The sequence below is a fragment of the Actinacidiphila polyblastidii genome (genome assembly GCF_036353415.1).
Taxonomy (GTDB): Bacteria; Actinomycetota; Actinomycetes; order Streptomycetales; family Streptomycetaceae; genus Actinacidiphila; species Actinacidiphila polyblastidii.
Genome location: NZ_JAZEWV010000016.1, coordinates 96310 through 111534, shown reverse-complemented (window position 1 = coordinate 111534; position 15225 = coordinate 96310). Strand labels below are relative to the sequence as shown.

9 protein-coding genes are annotated in these 15225 nt (G+C 72.3%); 5 read left to right on the top strand and 4 right to left on the bottom strand.

The features are described from left to right. The first annotated feature begins 23 nt into the window (after positions 1 to 23). The 4 genes from V2S66_RS20345 (at position 24) to mfd (ending at position 8271) form a co-directional block, all read left to right on the top strand. Positions 24 to 545: an SUKH-3 domain-containing protein gene (locus V2S66_RS20345; protein WP_413966439.1), complete on the top strand. Its 522-nt coding sequence runs from the start codon at positions 24 to 26 to the stop codon at positions 543 to 545. A gap of 487 nt (positions 546 to 1032) precedes the next feature. Further along, positions 1033 to 1809: an ABC transporter ATP-binding protein gene (locus V2S66_RS20340; RefSeq protein ID WP_330797312.1), complete on the top strand. Its 777-nt coding sequence runs from the start codon at positions 1033 to 1035 to the stop codon at positions 1807 to 1809. Next, positions 1806 to 4376: an ABC transporter permease gene (locus V2S66_RS20335; protein ID WP_330797311.1), complete on the top strand. Its 2571-nt coding sequence runs from the start codon at positions 1806 to 1808 to the stop codon at positions 4374 to 4376. The genes V2S66_RS20340 and V2S66_RS20335 overlap by 4 nt, the downstream gene beginning before the upstream one ends. Before the next feature lie 331 nt (positions 4377 to 4707). Beyond that, complete coding sequence (gene mfd / locus V2S66_RS20330) at positions 4708 to 8271, top strand: transcription-repair coupling factor (RefSeq protein ID WP_330797310.1); 3564 nt, start codon at positions 4708 to 4710, stop codon at positions 8269 to 8271. 80 nt (positions 8272 to 8351) lie between these two features. Here the strand turns inward: mfd and V2S66_RS20325 are convergent, their stop codons facing one another. Continuing rightward, on the bottom strand, positions 8352 to 9218 hold the full coding sequence (locus V2S66_RS20325; protein WP_330797309.1) for a hypothetical protein: 867 nt from the start codon (positions 9216 to 9218) through the stop codon (positions 8352 to 8354). A 288-nt stretch (positions 9219 to 9506) separates the two neighbouring features. On the opposite strand from V2S66_RS20325, the gene V2S66_RS20320 reads away from it, so the two are divergent. Then, the gene (locus tag V2S66_RS20320; RefSeq protein ID WP_330797308.1) at positions 9507 to 10604 is read left to right on the top strand and encodes a glycoside hydrolase family 19 protein; all 1098 of its coding nucleotides are present in this window, start codon (positions 9507 to 9509) and stop codon (positions 10602 to 10604) included. A 130-nt stretch (positions 10605 to 10734) separates the two neighbouring features. Here V2S66_RS20320 and V2S66_RS20315 read toward each other — a convergent pair whose 3' ends face one another. The 3 genes from V2S66_RS20315 to V2S66_RS20305 form a co-directional block, all read right to left on the bottom strand. Then, positions 10735 to 12381: a DUF2079 domain-containing protein gene (locus tag V2S66_RS20315; protein ID WP_330797307.1), complete on the bottom strand. Its 1647-nt coding sequence runs from the start codon at positions 12379 to 12381 to the stop codon at positions 10735 to 10737. 122 nt (positions 12382 to 12503) lie between these two features. Continuing rightward, positions 12504 to 14111, bottom strand: a complete 1608-nt coding sequence (locus V2S66_RS20310; protein ID WP_330797306.1) for a DUF2079 domain-containing protein — start codon at positions 14109 to 14111, stop codon at positions 12504 to 12506. 206 nt (positions 14112 to 14317) lie between these two features. Beyond that, the gene (locus tag V2S66_RS20305) at positions 14318 to 15061 is read right to left on the bottom strand and encodes a hypothetical protein (protein WP_330797305.1); all 744 of its coding nucleotides are present in this window, start codon (positions 15059 to 15061) and stop codon (positions 14318 to 14320) included. Between the last annotated feature and the right edge of the window lie 164 nt (positions 15062 to 15225).

Below are 15225 nucleotides of genomic sequence, written 5' to 3'. Positions count from 1 at the left end.
TGCGCGATCCGATGACCGGTCCGATGGCCGACCCGATGTCCGATCCGATGATCGGCGCGCCGATGGGCAGCACGCGGTTCCCGGCCGGCGTGGACGCCGCGCTGCGCGCCGCCGGCTGGCAGCCCGGCCGCTGGGACATCAAGCAGGCGGAGGAGTGGGCGGACGCGCTGCGCGGCCATGTCTCGCCCGGCGGCCACCGGCACGCGGTGTTCCCCGCGGCGGTCGAGGCGTGGGCGGAGTTCGGCGGCCTCGCGGTGCCCGCCGCGACCGGTCCTGCCCGGCAGATCGCGCCCTCCTCGGTCGTCGTCGACCCGATGCGCGGCCGCCACCTGGCCCGCACACTCGGCGACCTCGGCCGCGCCCTGGAGACCGAGACCGCGCCGCTCGGCGAGGAGCACGGCAGCGGCGCGCTGCTGGCCATCGACGCGGAGGGCCGGGTCTACGCCGTCGACCACACCGGGGACTGGTACGTCGGCCCCGAGATCGACACCGCGCTCACCGCCCTGGTCGGCGGAGTCGCCCCGGTCCGCCTGACCATGCGCTGAGCCGGCCCCCCGCGGCCGGCCGCCGCTGCTCCCGGCGGCGCACCGGGCCGTACGCGCCCGTCCCGCAGGCCGGCCCGCACCCCGTCCCGCAGGCCCGGCCGGGCAGCCGCGGGTCAGCCCGTGGGCTGTCGACCCTGACGCCGGTATGCGACCGAGGTCGTATACCCCTAGGGGGAGTGACCTACTTTCGGCTCCCCGAGGTTCGTACCGGCGGATGACGAACGGCCTCCGCCGATTCCATACGGTCATAGGGCGGGGTGGGAGCCCCATTCCCGGCCCCGGCGGCAAGGGGGTGGGGGTACCCCCACCCCGAGACGGAGACCTTCCCCATCGTGCGCGACCGCCCTCTCCACCAGGCTGGGACGCACGACGGGACGCAGCACCGAAGCAGCAGCACCGACGACGCAGCACCGACGCAGACCGGTACGCCACCCAAGCCGTGGACGCGGCAACGGACATATCAACGGGAGAAACAGTGACAACGGCCATGACGATTCCCACGGCTGGGGGCAGCGGAGAACGTTCGGCAGTTGCCGCCGCGGCCCGGACGGTCACCAAGGCGTACGGCTCGGGCGAGACGAAGGTGCTCGCGCTGGACTGCGTCGACGTCGACATCGCGAGCAGCCGCTTCACCGCCATCATGGGCCCCTCGGGCTCCGGCAAGTCGACCCTGATGCACTGCCTGGCCGGGCTCGACACGGTCACCGAGGGCCGCATCTGGGTCGGCGACACCGAGATCACCGGTCTGAAGGACAAGCGCCTCACCCAACTGCGCCGCGACAAGATCGGCTTCATCTTCCAGTCGTTCAACCTGCTGCCGACACTGAACGCGGCGGAGAACATCACGCTGCCGATGGACATCGCGGGCCGCAAGGTCGACCGCGACTGGTTCGAGCGGGTGGTGGAGACCGTCGGCATAGGCGGCCGGCTCAAGCACCGGCCGACGCAGCTGTCCGGCGGGCAGCAGCAGCGCGTGGCCGTCGCCCGCGCGCTCGCCGCACGCCCCGAGATCATCTTCGGCGACGAGCCGACCGGAAACCTCGACTCCCGGGCCGGCGCGGAGGTCCTCGGCTTCCTGCGCCGCTCGGTCGACGAGCTGGGCCAGACCATCGTGATGGTCACCCACGACCCGGTCGCCGCGTCCTACGCCGACCGCGTGCTCTACCTGGCCGACGGCCGCATCGTCGACGAGATGCAGAACCCCACCGCCGAGTCCGTGCTGGAGCGGATGAAGTCCTTCGACGGCCGCGGGAGGACGTCGTGACCGTCTTCAAGACATCGGTGCGCAACTTCTTCGCGCACAAGGGGAGAATGGCGCTCTCCGCGATCGCCGTCCTGCTCTCGGTGGCCTTCGTCTGCGGCACGCTGGTGTTCACCGACACCATGACGGCCACCTTCGACAAGCTCTTCGGCTCCACCGCTTCCGACGTCACCGTCTACGCCAAGAAGGTCGACGACCGCCAGTCCACCGGCATCCCGCAGACCGTCCCCGCGTCCCTCCAGGACAAGCTCGTCCACGTCGCCGGCGTCGCCTCCTCGGCGCCCGACGTCACCAGCGAGGACGTCACCGTCGCCGACGCGCACAACGAGAAGATCAGCCCGGACTCCGGCGCCCCCACCATCGTCAGCAACTGGGACCCGACCGAGAACAAGGCGGTCGAGCTGACCTCGGGCCACCTGCCCAAGGGCCCCCAGGACGCGGTGCTGGACGCCGACACCGCGAGCAAGCACGACCTGAAGCTCGGTGACTCGCTGCGCGTCATCGCCGAGCCGGGCGACTTCGACGTCACCCTCACCGGCATCGTCACCTTCCGCACCACCAACCCGGGCGCCGCCGTCGTCTACATCGACACCGCCACCGCGCAGGCCAGGCTGCTCGGCGACACCCACGCGTACACCGGCTTCGGCGTGACCGCCGCCAAGGGCGTCACCGACGACCAGCTCAAGGCCAACGTCAAGGCGGCCATCGGCGGCAGCTACACCATCGACACCGCCGCGGAGACGAAGAAGAAGGACAAGGACAGCCTCGGCGGCTTCCTGAACTTCATGAAGTACGCGATGCTCGGCTTCGCCGGCATCTCGGTCCTGGTCGGCATCTTCCTCATCGTCAACACCTTCTCGATGCTGGTCGCCCAGCGCACCCGCGAGATCGGCCTGATGCGCGCCCTCGGCTCCAGCCGGCGGCAGGTCAACCGGTCGGTGCTGATCGAGGCGGTGATGCTCGGGATCACCGGATCGGTGCTCGGCATCGGCGGCGGCATAGGCCTGGCCATCGGCCTGATGCAGCTGATGGGCAAGGCCGGCATGAAGCTCGACACCTCGGAGCTGACCATCAAGGCGACCACCCCGGTGGTCGGCCTGGTCCTGGGCGTCGTCGTGACCGTCCTCGCCGCGTACATCCCGGCGCGCCGGGCCGGCAAGATCTCCCCGATGGCCGCGCTGCGCGACGCCGGCACGCCCGCCGACGCCCGCGCCGGACGTATCCGCGCCGCCATCGGTGTGCTCATCTGCGCGGTCGGCGCGCTCGCGCTGATCGGAGCGGGACAGGCCGACAAGGCAAGCACCGGCGGCAGCCTGCTGGGCCTCGGCGTGCTGCTGTCGCTGGTCGGCTTCGTGGTGGTCGGACCGCTGCTCGCCGGAGTGGTGGTGCGCGGGGTCAGTGCGGTGCTGCTGCGGTTCTTCGGTCCGATGGGCCGGCTCGCCGAGCGCAACGCGCTGCGCAACCCGCGCCGCACCGGCGCCACCGCCTCCGCGCTGATGATCGGCCTGGCGCTGGTCGCGGGCCTGTCCGTGGTCGGCTCGTCCATGGTCGCCTCGGCCGACGACCAGCTCGACAAGTCCGTCGGCGCCGACTTCATCGTGCAGAGCGGCGGCAACGGCGACATGCCGATCACCCCCGCCGCGCTCGCCGCGCTGAAGTCGGCGAAGGACATCTCCCGCTTCACCGACTACACGCTGGTCAACGTCACGCTCACCACGCCGTCCGGCACGACCGTCAAGACCCAGGTCACGGCGGCCGACCCGACCTACGCACAGGACCTGCGGCTGGACGTCACCGCGGGCAGGCTCACCGACGCCTACGGCAAGAACGCGATGTCGGTGCCCGAGGGGTTCGCCACCAGCCACCACCTCAAGGTGGGCGACGAGCTGAAGATCGCACCGGTCGGCGGCGGCTCCACCGACCTGAAGATCCGCGCGATCACCAGCGACGACACGGCCATCGAGCACGGCACCCTGTTCACCTCGCTGGCCACCGCGCGGGCGATGCTGCCGCCGGACCGGATGCCGGCCGACATCATGCTCTTCGCGAAGGCCCAGGACGGCAAGGAGAAGGAGGCGTACGCCTCGCTGAAGGCGGCCGTCGCGAACTACCCGCAGATCGACGTCCGCGACCAGGCCGACTACAAGGCCGAGCTGCACAAGCAGGTCGACCAGCTGCTCTACATGATCTACGCGCTGCTCGCCCTCGCGATCATCGTCGCCATCCTGGGCGTGGTGAACACCCTGGCGCTGTCGGTGGTCGAGCGGACCCGCGAGATCGGCCTGATGCGGGCGATCGGCACCTCGCGGCGGCAGCTGCGCCGGATGATCCGGCTGGAGTCGGTGGTCATCGCCCTGTTCGGCGCGCTGGTCGGCCTCGGTCTCGGCCTCGGCTGGGGCGCCACCGGGCAGCGGGTGCTGGCCTCGCAGGGCCTGGGCATCCTCTCCATCCCCTGGCCGACGATCATCACCGTCTTCATCGGTTCCGCGGTGGTCGGCCTGCTGGCCGCACTGCTGCCGGCCTTCCGGGCCGGGCGGATGAACGTACTGAACGCCATCGCGACGGACTGACCGCGACGGGCCGAGCACGACAGACCGATCGCGACGGACCGAGCACGACAGACCGATCGCGACGGACTGGCCACGACAGACCGAACGTGACCGACTGACCGCGACGCGGCGATCGCGTCGCCCCGACGACCCGGCGGCCCCGGAAGCGCAGCCCCCGCGCTCCGGGGCCGCCGGCTGCCCGCACCCGCGGCCCCGGGGGACCGATGCGGCCCGCGCCGGACGCGGCCAGGTCGTACGCTGGAAGTACCCCCGGTCCGTGACACGTGCCGGGCGGTTCGCGTTGCCCCGAAGCCGCGCGGAGCCCCCCCGCCTACCCTCCGGGACGGAAAGCATGAGTCTGAACGGTCTGGTCGACGTCGTCGTCGAGGACGCCGCCCTCGCCGAAGCGGTGCAGGCCGCGACGTCCGGCGCGCGCCCGGTGGTGGACCTGGTCGGCCCGCCCGCCGCCCGCCCGACGGCGATCGCCGCGCTGGCCGCCCGCGCCCGCCGCACCGTGCTCGCGGTCACCGCGACCGGCCGGGAGGCCGAGGACCTCGCCTCGGCGCTGCGCTCCCTGCTGCCGCCCGACGCCGTCGCGGAGTACCCGTCGTGGGAGACGCTGCCGCACGAGCGGCTCTCCCCGCGCAGCGACACCGTCGGCCGCCGCCTCGCGGTGCTGCGCCGGCTCGCGCACCCGCGCGCCGACGACCCGGCCGCCGGTCCCGTGCAGGTCGTCGTGGCGCCCATCCGCTCGGTGCTGCAACCGCAGGTCAAGGGCCTCGGCGACCTGGAGCCGGTGGCGCTGCGGTCCGGGCAGAACGCCGACCTCGGAGCGGTCGTCGACGGCCTTGCGGCAGCCGCGTACACCCGGGTGGAGCTGGTGGAGAAGCGCGGCGAGTTCGCGGTCCGCGGCGGCATCCTGGACGTCTTCCCGCCGACCGAGGAGCACCCGCTGCGGGTGGAGTTCTGGGGTGACGATGTCGAGGAGATCCGTTACTTCAAGGTGGCCGACCAGCGCTCCCTCGAGGTCGCGGAGCACGGCCTGTGGGCGCCGCCCTGCCGCGAGCTGCTGCTGACCGACCAGGTCAGGGAGCGCGCCGCGGCGCTCGCCGAACGCCACCCCGAGCTGGCCGAGCTGCTCGACAAGATCGCCGAGGGCATCGCGGTGGAGGGCATGGAGTCCCTCGCGCCGGTCCTGGTCGACGACATGGAACTGCTGCTCGACGTGCTGCCGGGCGGCGCGATGGCCGTGGTGTGCGACCCGGAGCGGGTCCGCACCAGGGCCGCGGACCTGGTGGCGACCTCCCGTGAGTTCCTGGAGGCGTCCTGGGCGGCCTCCGCGGGCGGCGGCGAGGCGCCGATCGACCTGGGCGCGGCGTCGCTGTGGTCCATCGCGGACGTACGGGACCGGGCCCGCGAGCTGGGCATGCAGTGGTGGTCGGTGAGCCCCTTCGCGGCCGACGAGACGTACGAGGGCCGGATGATCGGCCCCGAGCTGGACGCGGGGGAGACGCTGCGGCTCGGCATGCGCGCGCCCGAGGTGTACCGCGGCGACACCGCCCGCGCGCTCGCCGACACCAAGGGCTGGCTGGCGGAGGGCTGGCGGACGGTGTTCGTCACCGAGGGCCACGGCCCGGCCAGCCGCATGGTGGAGGTGCTCGGCGGCGAGGGCATCGCCGCCCGCCTCGACGTGGAGCTGGGCGCCCTCGTCCCCTCGGTCGTGCACGTCGCGACCGGCTCGCTGGAGCACGGCTTCGTCGACCCGGCGCTGAAGCTCGCCGTGCTGACCGAGACGGACCTGTCGGGGCAGCGGTCCTCGACCAAGGACATGGGGCGGATGCCGTCCCGGCGCCGCAAGACCATCGACCCGCTGACGCTCGTCGGCGGCGACTACATCGTGCACGAGCAGCACGGCGTCGGCCGCTACGTGGAGATGGTGCAGCGCACCGTACAGGGCGCCACCCGGGAGTACCTGGTGGTGGAGTACGCACCGGCCAAGCGCGGCCAGCCCGGCGACCGCCTGTTCGTGCCGACCGACCAGCTGGAGCAGGTCACCAAGTACGTCGGCGGCGAGGCGCCCTCGCTGCACCGGCTGGGCGGCGCGGACTGGACGAAGACCAAGGCGCGGGCGAAGAAGGCGGTGAAGGAGATCGCCGGCGACCTGATCCGGCTGTACTCCGCGCGGATGGCCGCGCCCGGCCACGCCTTCGGCCCGGACACCCCCTGGCAGCGCGAGCTGGAGGACGCCTTCCCGTACGCGGAGACGCCCGACCAGCTCACCACCATCGCCGAGGTCAAGGACGACATGCAGAAGTCGGTTCCGATGGACCGGCTGGTCTGTGGCGACGTCGGCTACGGCAAGACCGAGATCGCGGTCCGCGCGGCCTTCAAGGCGGTGCAGGACGGCAAGCAGGCCGCGGTGCTGGTGCCCACCACCCTGCTGGTCCAGCAGCACTTCGGCACCTTCTCCGAGCGGTACGCCCAGTTCCCGGTCAACGTCCGCGCGCTGTCCAGGTTCCAGAGCGACAGCGAGGCCAAGGCGGTCATCGAGGGGCTGCGGGACGGCTCGGTCGACGTGGTCATCGGCACCCACCGGCTCTTCTCGTCGGAGACGAAGTTCAAGGACCTCGGTCTGGTCATCGTCGACGAGGAGCAGCGGTTCGGCGTCGAGCACAAGGAGCAGCTGAAGAAGCTGCGGGCCAACGTCGACGTGCTGACCATGTCCGCGACGCCGATCCCGCGGACGCTGGAGATGGCGGTCACCGGCATCCGCGAGATGTCGACGATCACCACCCCGCCCGAGGAGCGCCACCCGGTCCTGACGTTCGTCGGACCGTACGAGGACCGGCAGATCGGTGCGGCCATCCGCCGCGAACTGCTCCGCGAGGGCCAGGTCTTCTACATCCACAACCGCGTGGAGTCCATCGACCGGGCCGCCGCCCGGCTGCGCGAGATCGTGCCCGAGGCGCGGATCGCCACCGCACACGGCCAGATGGGCGAGTCCCAGCTGGAGAAGGTCGTGGTGGACTTCTGGGAGAAGAAGTTCGACGTCCTGGTGTCCACCACGATCGTCGAGTCGGGCATCGACATCGCCAACGCGAACACCCTCATCGTCGAGCGCGGCGACACCTTCGGGCTCTCCCAGCTGCACCAGCTGCGCGGCCGGGTGGGCCGCTCCCGCGAGCGCGGCTACGCCTACTTCCTCTACCCGCCGGAGAAGCCGCTCACCGAGACCGCGCACGAGCGGCTCGCCACGATCGCCCAGCACACCGAGATGGGCGCGGGCATGTACGTGGCGATGAAGGACTTGGAGATCCGCGGCGCGGGCAACCTGCTCGGCGGCGAGCAGTCCGGGCACATCGCGGGCGTCGGCTTCGACCTGTACGTGCGGATGGTCGGCGAGGCCGTCGCCGACTACCGCTCGGCGATGGAGTCCGGCGGCGAGCCCGAGGAGACGCTGCTTGAGGTGAAGATCGAGCTGCCGGTCGACGCGCACGTCCCGCACGACTACGCGCCGGGCGAGCGGCTGCGGCTCCAGGCGTACCGCGCGATCGCCGCCGCGAACTCCGAGGAGGACATCGCCGCGGTCCGCGAGGAGCTGACCGACCGCTACGGCAAGCTGCCGGAGCCGGTGGAGAACCTGCTGCTGGTGGCCGGGCTGCGGATGCTCGCGCGCAAGGTCGGCGTCGGCGACATCACCCTCCAGGGGGCGAACGTCCGTTTCGGCCCGGTGGAGTTGCGCGAGTCGCAGGAGCTGCGGCTGCAGCGGATCTACCCGCGCTCGGTGATCAAGCACACCGCCAGGCAGGTGATGGTGCCGCGTCCGGCCACCGCCCGCATCGGCGGCAAGCCGCTGGTCGGCCGCGACCTGCTGACGTGGACCGCGGAGTTCCTGACGACGGTGCTGGACAACTGAGTCCTGTCGTCAGCGCTCAGGAACGCTGACGTCCTGACGTCCGGATCCCCGCGGCGATGCCGGCCCGCTGGCCGGCCCGCTCAGCGGGTGCGGCGGCGGCCGGCGGCGACCGTGCCGGCGCCCGCGGCCAGGGCGGCCACGCCGAGCCCCGCCAGCAGCGGGAGTGCGTCCGGGGCGCCGGTGGCGGCGAGCTGGGGGCCGGTCGAGGGCGCCCCGCCGGAGGCGGCGGGAACCGCGCCGGTGGCGCTCGGCGTGGCGCCGGTGGTGGCGGTGGCAGCGGCGGTGGCGGTGGCGGTGGGCGTGGGCGTCACGCTCGCGGTGGGCGTGGCCGTGCTGCCCGCGGGAGTGATGCGGAAGCCCTCGTCGCCGATCGAGTCGCCCGAGCAGTCGGCGACGTAGGTCGAGTCCGGCGCGCGGTAGGTGTCGGCGAAGAGACCCTCGACGGCGACCTCGCCGAAGGTGACGTCCGCGGGCGCGTCAGAGGTGATCCGGAACCGGAAGTGGTAGGACGCGCCGCTGTGCGCGGCGAGGTTCACGGTCGGCGCCGCGTAGCCCGAACTGCCCTCGCTCAGCGGCTGCCATCCGCCGCCCCCGGTCTCGACCTCCATCCGTGCGTACGGGCCGAGTTCGGTGCCGCCGTCGGTCTCCCGCCAGGCCAGCCCGTGCACGGCGACCAGCGGCAGGCTGGTGCCGCCGATGTTGGCGACGGACGCGCTGAACTCGTGCCAGCCGTCCCCGGCCGCGACCGAGCGGGGCACCCCGGTGACCGTCGTGCGCAGGGAGTCCTGGACGTAGTCCCCGTAGGCGGTGGCCACGTCGGTGCAGGCGGGCAGCGTGGTCGGATCGGTCGGGCCGTCCGCACGGGCGGGCCCGGCGACCGTCAGCAGGACGGCAGGCGCGAGGGCGCCGACGGCGGCCGCGAGGGCGGCGGTTCTGCGGTACGGCACGGGAACCCCTCCGGTGTGCGGTCGGTGAACGGGGGGCGTGGCCCCCGTGAACCGAGACTCGGGGCCGACCCGAATGGTTGTGCACGGCACGGGAGCCGGTCGCGGTGCGTCGGACGCGGTGCGGGACGCGGACACGGTACGGGACGCCGGTGCGGTAGGGGATGCGGGCGCGGTGCGGGAGTGAGAGGCGGCGCGGGAGGGGGAATTGGTCTGGACTATTGACAGGTCCAGACCAATTCGTGGGAGGGTGGGCGCGACCCCACTCGAACCCCCATAAGGAGTGGTCACGTGTCGAAACACCGGATCATCGCGTTCCTGACCGCACTCGCGGCCGTCGTGGGCCTCGCGATCCTGATACCGATGGCGTCCCCCGCGGCCGCCGCGACCTGCGCGTCGCCGTGGAACTCCGCCTCGGTCTACACCGGCGGCATGGCCGCCTCGTACAACAGCCACAACTGGCAGGCGAAGTGGTGGACCCAGGGCGAGACGCCCGGCGCCGCCGACGTCTGGGCCGACGAGGGCGCCTGCGGCGGCTCGTCGGGCGGCAGCGGCGGCACCACCGGCGGCGGCTCGACCTGTAGCTACCCCGCCTGGGCGGCCGGCCACAACTACGTCACCGGCGACATCGTGAAGTACACCAACGGCGGTTACTACATCGCCACGCACGACAACCCGGGCTACGACCCGACGATCAGCACCTGGTTCTGGAGCCCCTACACCTGCAGCGGCTCCGGCGGCACGACCGGCGGAACCACGGGCGGCGGTGGCGGCACCGGCGGATTCGTCGTCTCCGAGGCGCAGTTCAACCAGATGTTCCCGAGCCGGAACTCCTTCTACACCTACAGCGGCCTGACCGCCGCGCTCAGCGCCTACCCGGCCTTCGCCACCACCGGCAGCGACACGGTGAAGAAGCAGGAGGCCGCCGCCTTCCTCGCCAACGTCAGCCACGAGACCGGCGGTCTGGTCTACATCACCGAGATCGACAAGTCCGGCAACTACTGCGCGTCCGAGCCCTACGGCTGCCCGGCCGGCACCTACTCGTACTACGGGCGCGGCCCGATCCAGCTGAGCTGGAACTTCAACTACAAGGCGGCCGGCGACTCCCTCGGCATCGACCTGCTGGACAACCCCGGCCTGGTCGAGACCGATCCGGCCGTCGCCTGGAAGACCGGCCTGTGGTACTGGGACACCCAGACCGGCCCCGGCACCATGACCGGCCACAACGCCATGGTCAACGGCGCCGGCTTCGGTGAGACCATCCGCAGCATCAACGGCAGCATCGAGTGCAACGGCGGCAACCCCGCCGAGGTCCAGGACCGCGTCAGCAAGTACCAGAGCTACGCCGCGATCCTCGGCGTGCCGACCGGCTCCAACCTCTCCTGCTGATCCGCTTCAGCGGTGTAGGCAGGCCTGTGACACACGCGAGCGCCCCGCCCCCCTGTCCTGGGGGCGGGGCGCTCGTGGTCCCGGCTCTCGTCCCCTGGCGTGGGCGGGGTGGGGCGGGGTGGGGGCGGGCTCAGCCGCGGTGCAGCACCACGTAGCCCTCGGCGTTGCCGACCGGGGTGTAGGTCACACCGGGATGCAGCTGCGTGGCGTACGTGGCCGGGTCGCCCGCCCAGCCGTCGGAGTTGTCGATGGCGATGTAGTCGGGGACCACGCCGGGGGTGTCACCGACCCAGTACACCGTCGTCCGGCTCACCAGCCGGCTGATCGGCCCGACGTTCGCCTCGACGGTGGCGCCGTCCGGGATCTCGTCGAGCAGGTGCTCGATCGCCTTGGTGCGGGCGTCCACCTTGTACGTGTCGCCGTGGCTCAGCGAGGCGAGCGGCAGGGTGAGCGTGAGGGCGAGGGCCGCCCCGGCGACCGCCGCGGGCGCCCCCGAGGCGTAGGAGCGCAGCCACGGCATGCGGCTGTGGCGTGACCGGTCCGCCGCGTCGACCAGCGCCATCACCACGATCGGCATCAGCACGGCGCTGTAGTGCCAGTCGGTGCCCCAGTAGTGGTCGTCGTGCGAGACGAACCGCCAGCCGATGGTGGGCAGCGCGGCGAGGATCAGCGGGGAGCGCAGCGCCAGCAGCCCGCTCGTCGGCAGCAGGATCCACAGCAGTGTGTGCACCGCGGTGGCCATCGGGATATGGCCGGGCATCGGTGCGCCGTTGCCGTTGAGCTTGTTCCAGTAGTCGTAGCCGCCGGCGCTGTTGAACGCCGGGATGATCACGCCGAAGGCCAGTGCGGAGGCGGCCACGCCGAAGCCGGCCAGGCCGATCGCCCACGGCCCGTAGCGCAGCCCGTCCGACATCCGCCGCCTGACGCTCTCGCGGTCCTCGCTGCTTTCGGTGTCGGCGCTGTCGTCGCTGCCTGCGTGGACCTGGCGTTCCTCGCCGGCGGAGTCCTCGCCGTCGGCGTCCGGGCCGTCAGCCGCGGCCGAGCCGTCCGTCGCCGGGTCGGGCTCCTGGCGGGTGCGCCACCACACGATCACCCCGATCGCGGCCGCGGTGACGCCCATGTCCTCCTTGACGAACACCAGCGGCAGCGCCCACCACATCGCGGCCGCCCACCGTTTGCGGAGCACGGCCTCCAGTGAGAAGGCGAGCAGCGGCATCGCGAAGGCGATCTCGTGGAAGTCGAACTCGACCGCCTTCTGCACTCCCCACGACAACCCGTACCCGACGCCGATCGCCAGTCCGCGTCCCCGGCCGAGGAGGCGTGCCGCGACCCGGGTGACCGGGATGACGGAGAGGGCGAAGAGGAGTGCTTGGGCTGTGAGGAGGGTGACGGGTGTGGGGAAGAGGCGGTAGAAGGGTGCGAGGAGTGCGGTGACGGGGCTGAAGTGGTCGCCGAGGATGTTGAAGCCGGGGCCTTTGAGGTTGGCCACGGGTGCGTGCAGGTGGGCGTAGGACTTCACTGCCTGCTCGAAGATGCCCAGGTCCCACGACATCGTCAGCATCCGCCGGTACCGCGTCACCGAGAGCAGCACGTACGCCACGAAGAACGCGGTCGCCAGCAGGTACGGGTCCAGCCGTGTCCCGGGCGGGCGCAGCCGCGACCCGGGCGGCGGGGCTGACTCCTGCGAATCCGCGCTGCCGGGCGCCGACGCGTGGGCCGCGGCGCTCCCCGCGGGGGAGCCGCCTTGTGCCGGTATGACGGCCTCGGCCCTGTCCATCGTGGTCCTCCCATGGAAACGGGGTCGGGGTCTGCCGGAAAAGATACGGGACGAGGCTGTGCCGGCGGGACCCGTGGGACGAGCCGAACGTCCGCGAGGCGGTCGAATCCGGCCGCCCCACCTCACTCGCGGCGCAGCACCACTCCGCCGCCGGCCTCGGCCAGCACCGCGTACCGGACGCCGGGATGCAGTCGGCCGGCGGTGCCCGCCGCGTCCGGCAGCCACGCGGAGGCGTCCGCCAGCGCGATGTACTGCGGCGCCAAGCCCTGCGTGCCGCCGATCCAGTACACCGTGGTCCGCCGCACCAGTGGTCCCAGCGGTCCCACGTCGGACTCCACCGTGGCGCCGTCCGGAATCCGGTCCAGCATCCGTTCCACCGCCCGGGTCCTGGCGTCCGCGGTGTACGTCGCGCGGTGGGTGAGCCCGGCGACCGGCAACTGCGCGCACAGGGCCAGCGCCGCCCCCGCCGTCGCGGCCGGAGCCCCCGCGGCCACGGCCGCCGTGAGCCCCCGCGCCCGCCGTCCGGCCCGCTGCCATGGCCGGGGCCCGCCCGGCGCGCCCCCTCCGACCGCGCCGGACGAACCGTCCTGTTCGACCGCGCCGAGGGCGGCGATCGCGTCCACCAGCGCCAGGAACACCACCGGCATCAGCACGGCGCTGTAGTGCCAGCCGGTGCCCCAGTTCTCCGGGTAGTGCGACAGGCACCGCCAGCCCAGCGTCGGCAGCGTCACCAGCAGCAGCGGGGAGCGCAGCGCCAGCAGCCCACCGGCCGGCAGCAGGATCCACAGCAGCGTGCGCACCGCCGTCGCGGCCGGGATGTGCCCGGTGAGCGCGCCGTCGCCGTCGAGGTGGTTCAGCGCGTCGTACCCCGGGCCGTGGAAGTACGGGATGAACCATCTGATCTCCCACGCCGAGGCCGCCACGCCGAAGGCGACCAGTGCCGGCGCGTACGCCCTGGCCGCGCCGTCCTCGCTCCCTCCTTCCCGGTCGTCGGCTCCCCGTCCGCGCCGTGTCCGCAGCAGCACCACCACCCCGATCATCGCCACGCTCGCCCCCATGTCCTCCTTCACCAGGACCAGCGGCAGCGCCCACCACATCGCGGCCGCCCACCGTCTGCGGAGCACGGCCTCCAGTGAGAAGGCGAGCAGCGGCATCGCGAAGGCGATCTCGTGGAAGTCGAAGTCCAGCGCCCGCTGCACTCCCCACGACAACCCGTACGCCATTCCCACCGCGGCGCCCCTGCCCCGGCCGAGGAGGCGTGCCGCGACCCGGGTGACCGGGATGACGGAGAGGGCGAAGAGGAGTGCTTGGGCTGTGAGGAGGGTGACGGGTGTGGGGAAGAGGCGGTAGAAGGGTGCGAGGAGTGCGGTGATGGGGCTGAAGTGGTCGCCGAGGATGTTGAAGCCGGGGCCTTTGAGGTCGGCGACGGGTGCGTGCAGGTGGGCGTAGGACTTCACGGCCTGCTCGAAGATGCCCAGGTCCCACGACATGCTGTCCATCCGCCGGTAGCGGGTGAGCGAGACCGCCGCGTAGACGCAGAAGAGCACCGCGGACAGCGTGTACGGGTCCCATCGGCCCCCGCGCCACAGGGCGCCGCGTGCGTCGCCGCCGTCAGAGCCGCCCCGGCGTCCGCGCCGGAACCTGCCGCGCCCCGACCGCTCGGGCGCCGCGCCCGGCACGTCCTCGGGCCCGCCTTCCTGCGCGGGGAGGACAGCTCTGGCGTTGTCCATATGCACCGTCTTCCGGTCGTGCGGGATGATCTGCACCGAAAGATAGGTGATGGGCCGTCAGGAACGGGTCCTTGACCGGCGGACGCGGAACCGGGTCGTGGCCCCTGTCCGCCGTGCGCCACCCGGAGTCGGCGCCGGAGCCAGCACTGGAGCCGGAGCGGGAACGGTCAGGCCGGGCCGATGTCCGTCAGGCTGGTCCGGCGGGGTCAGGCCCTGCCCTTGAGCTGGCCGGCTATGTGGCGCGCGACCTTCTCCGCGGTGCCCCGGCCGTTGTGCCCGCTGTCGTCGCCGGAGAACACCGAGATCACGGCGGTGCCCACGCGGGCGGCTATCAGGGTGCTGCCGGTCTGCCAGCCGGCGGAGGTCAGCGTGATCACATAGGCGTCGTCACCCAGGCCGGGCAGTTTCTTCTCCGTCACCTTCACCTGGGAGCGGGTGCCGGAGTCGATGAAGGAGGGGCAGTCCGCGCCGACCGCGCCGACCCGGGTCATCGCGGTGGCCGCGCCTGTGCCCTTGAAGACGTCGATCTCCTGGTCGGCCTCCGCGGTGTGAGCGGCGTTCATCCGGTTCTGCTGGGTGAAGGAGGCGCCCGTCATGCCGGTGACGGCGACCCAGGCGTTGGTCTGGAGCTTGGTGCAGTCCGGCTTGGCCGGGTGCTCGTCGGTCGCGTCCTGGTAGTCGCCGCCGGTGTCCTGGGTGTTCGCCGGGTTCACCGCGAAACCCGAGGCGAAGAGCGACTCCGGCGCGAGGGCCTTGGTCAGCTCGGCGCCGGTGAGGAGGGGCGGAGTGGGGTGCGTGGAAGCGCTCGCGCTCGGCGAACTGCCGGAGGGGCCGGCGGTGGAGCCGCTCTTGCCGGCGTCGTCGCCCTTGCCCTGGCACGCGGTCAGGCCGAGCGCGACGGTGGCGCACAGTGCCGCGGCCGTGCCGTGGCGGATGAGGTGCTGGCGCATGGGATGCCTTCCGGAAACGAGAGGTGGTGATAGCGGATCGGCGGCCTGACCGGCCTCGCCCGGTCCGCTGACCAATGAGTCAATGAGACCATGGCGTGTGAACCGGGTCAACACCACAACTTCGAACCTGTGGAAAACCTCTGTGAAGCGATCCCGCGGGTGGT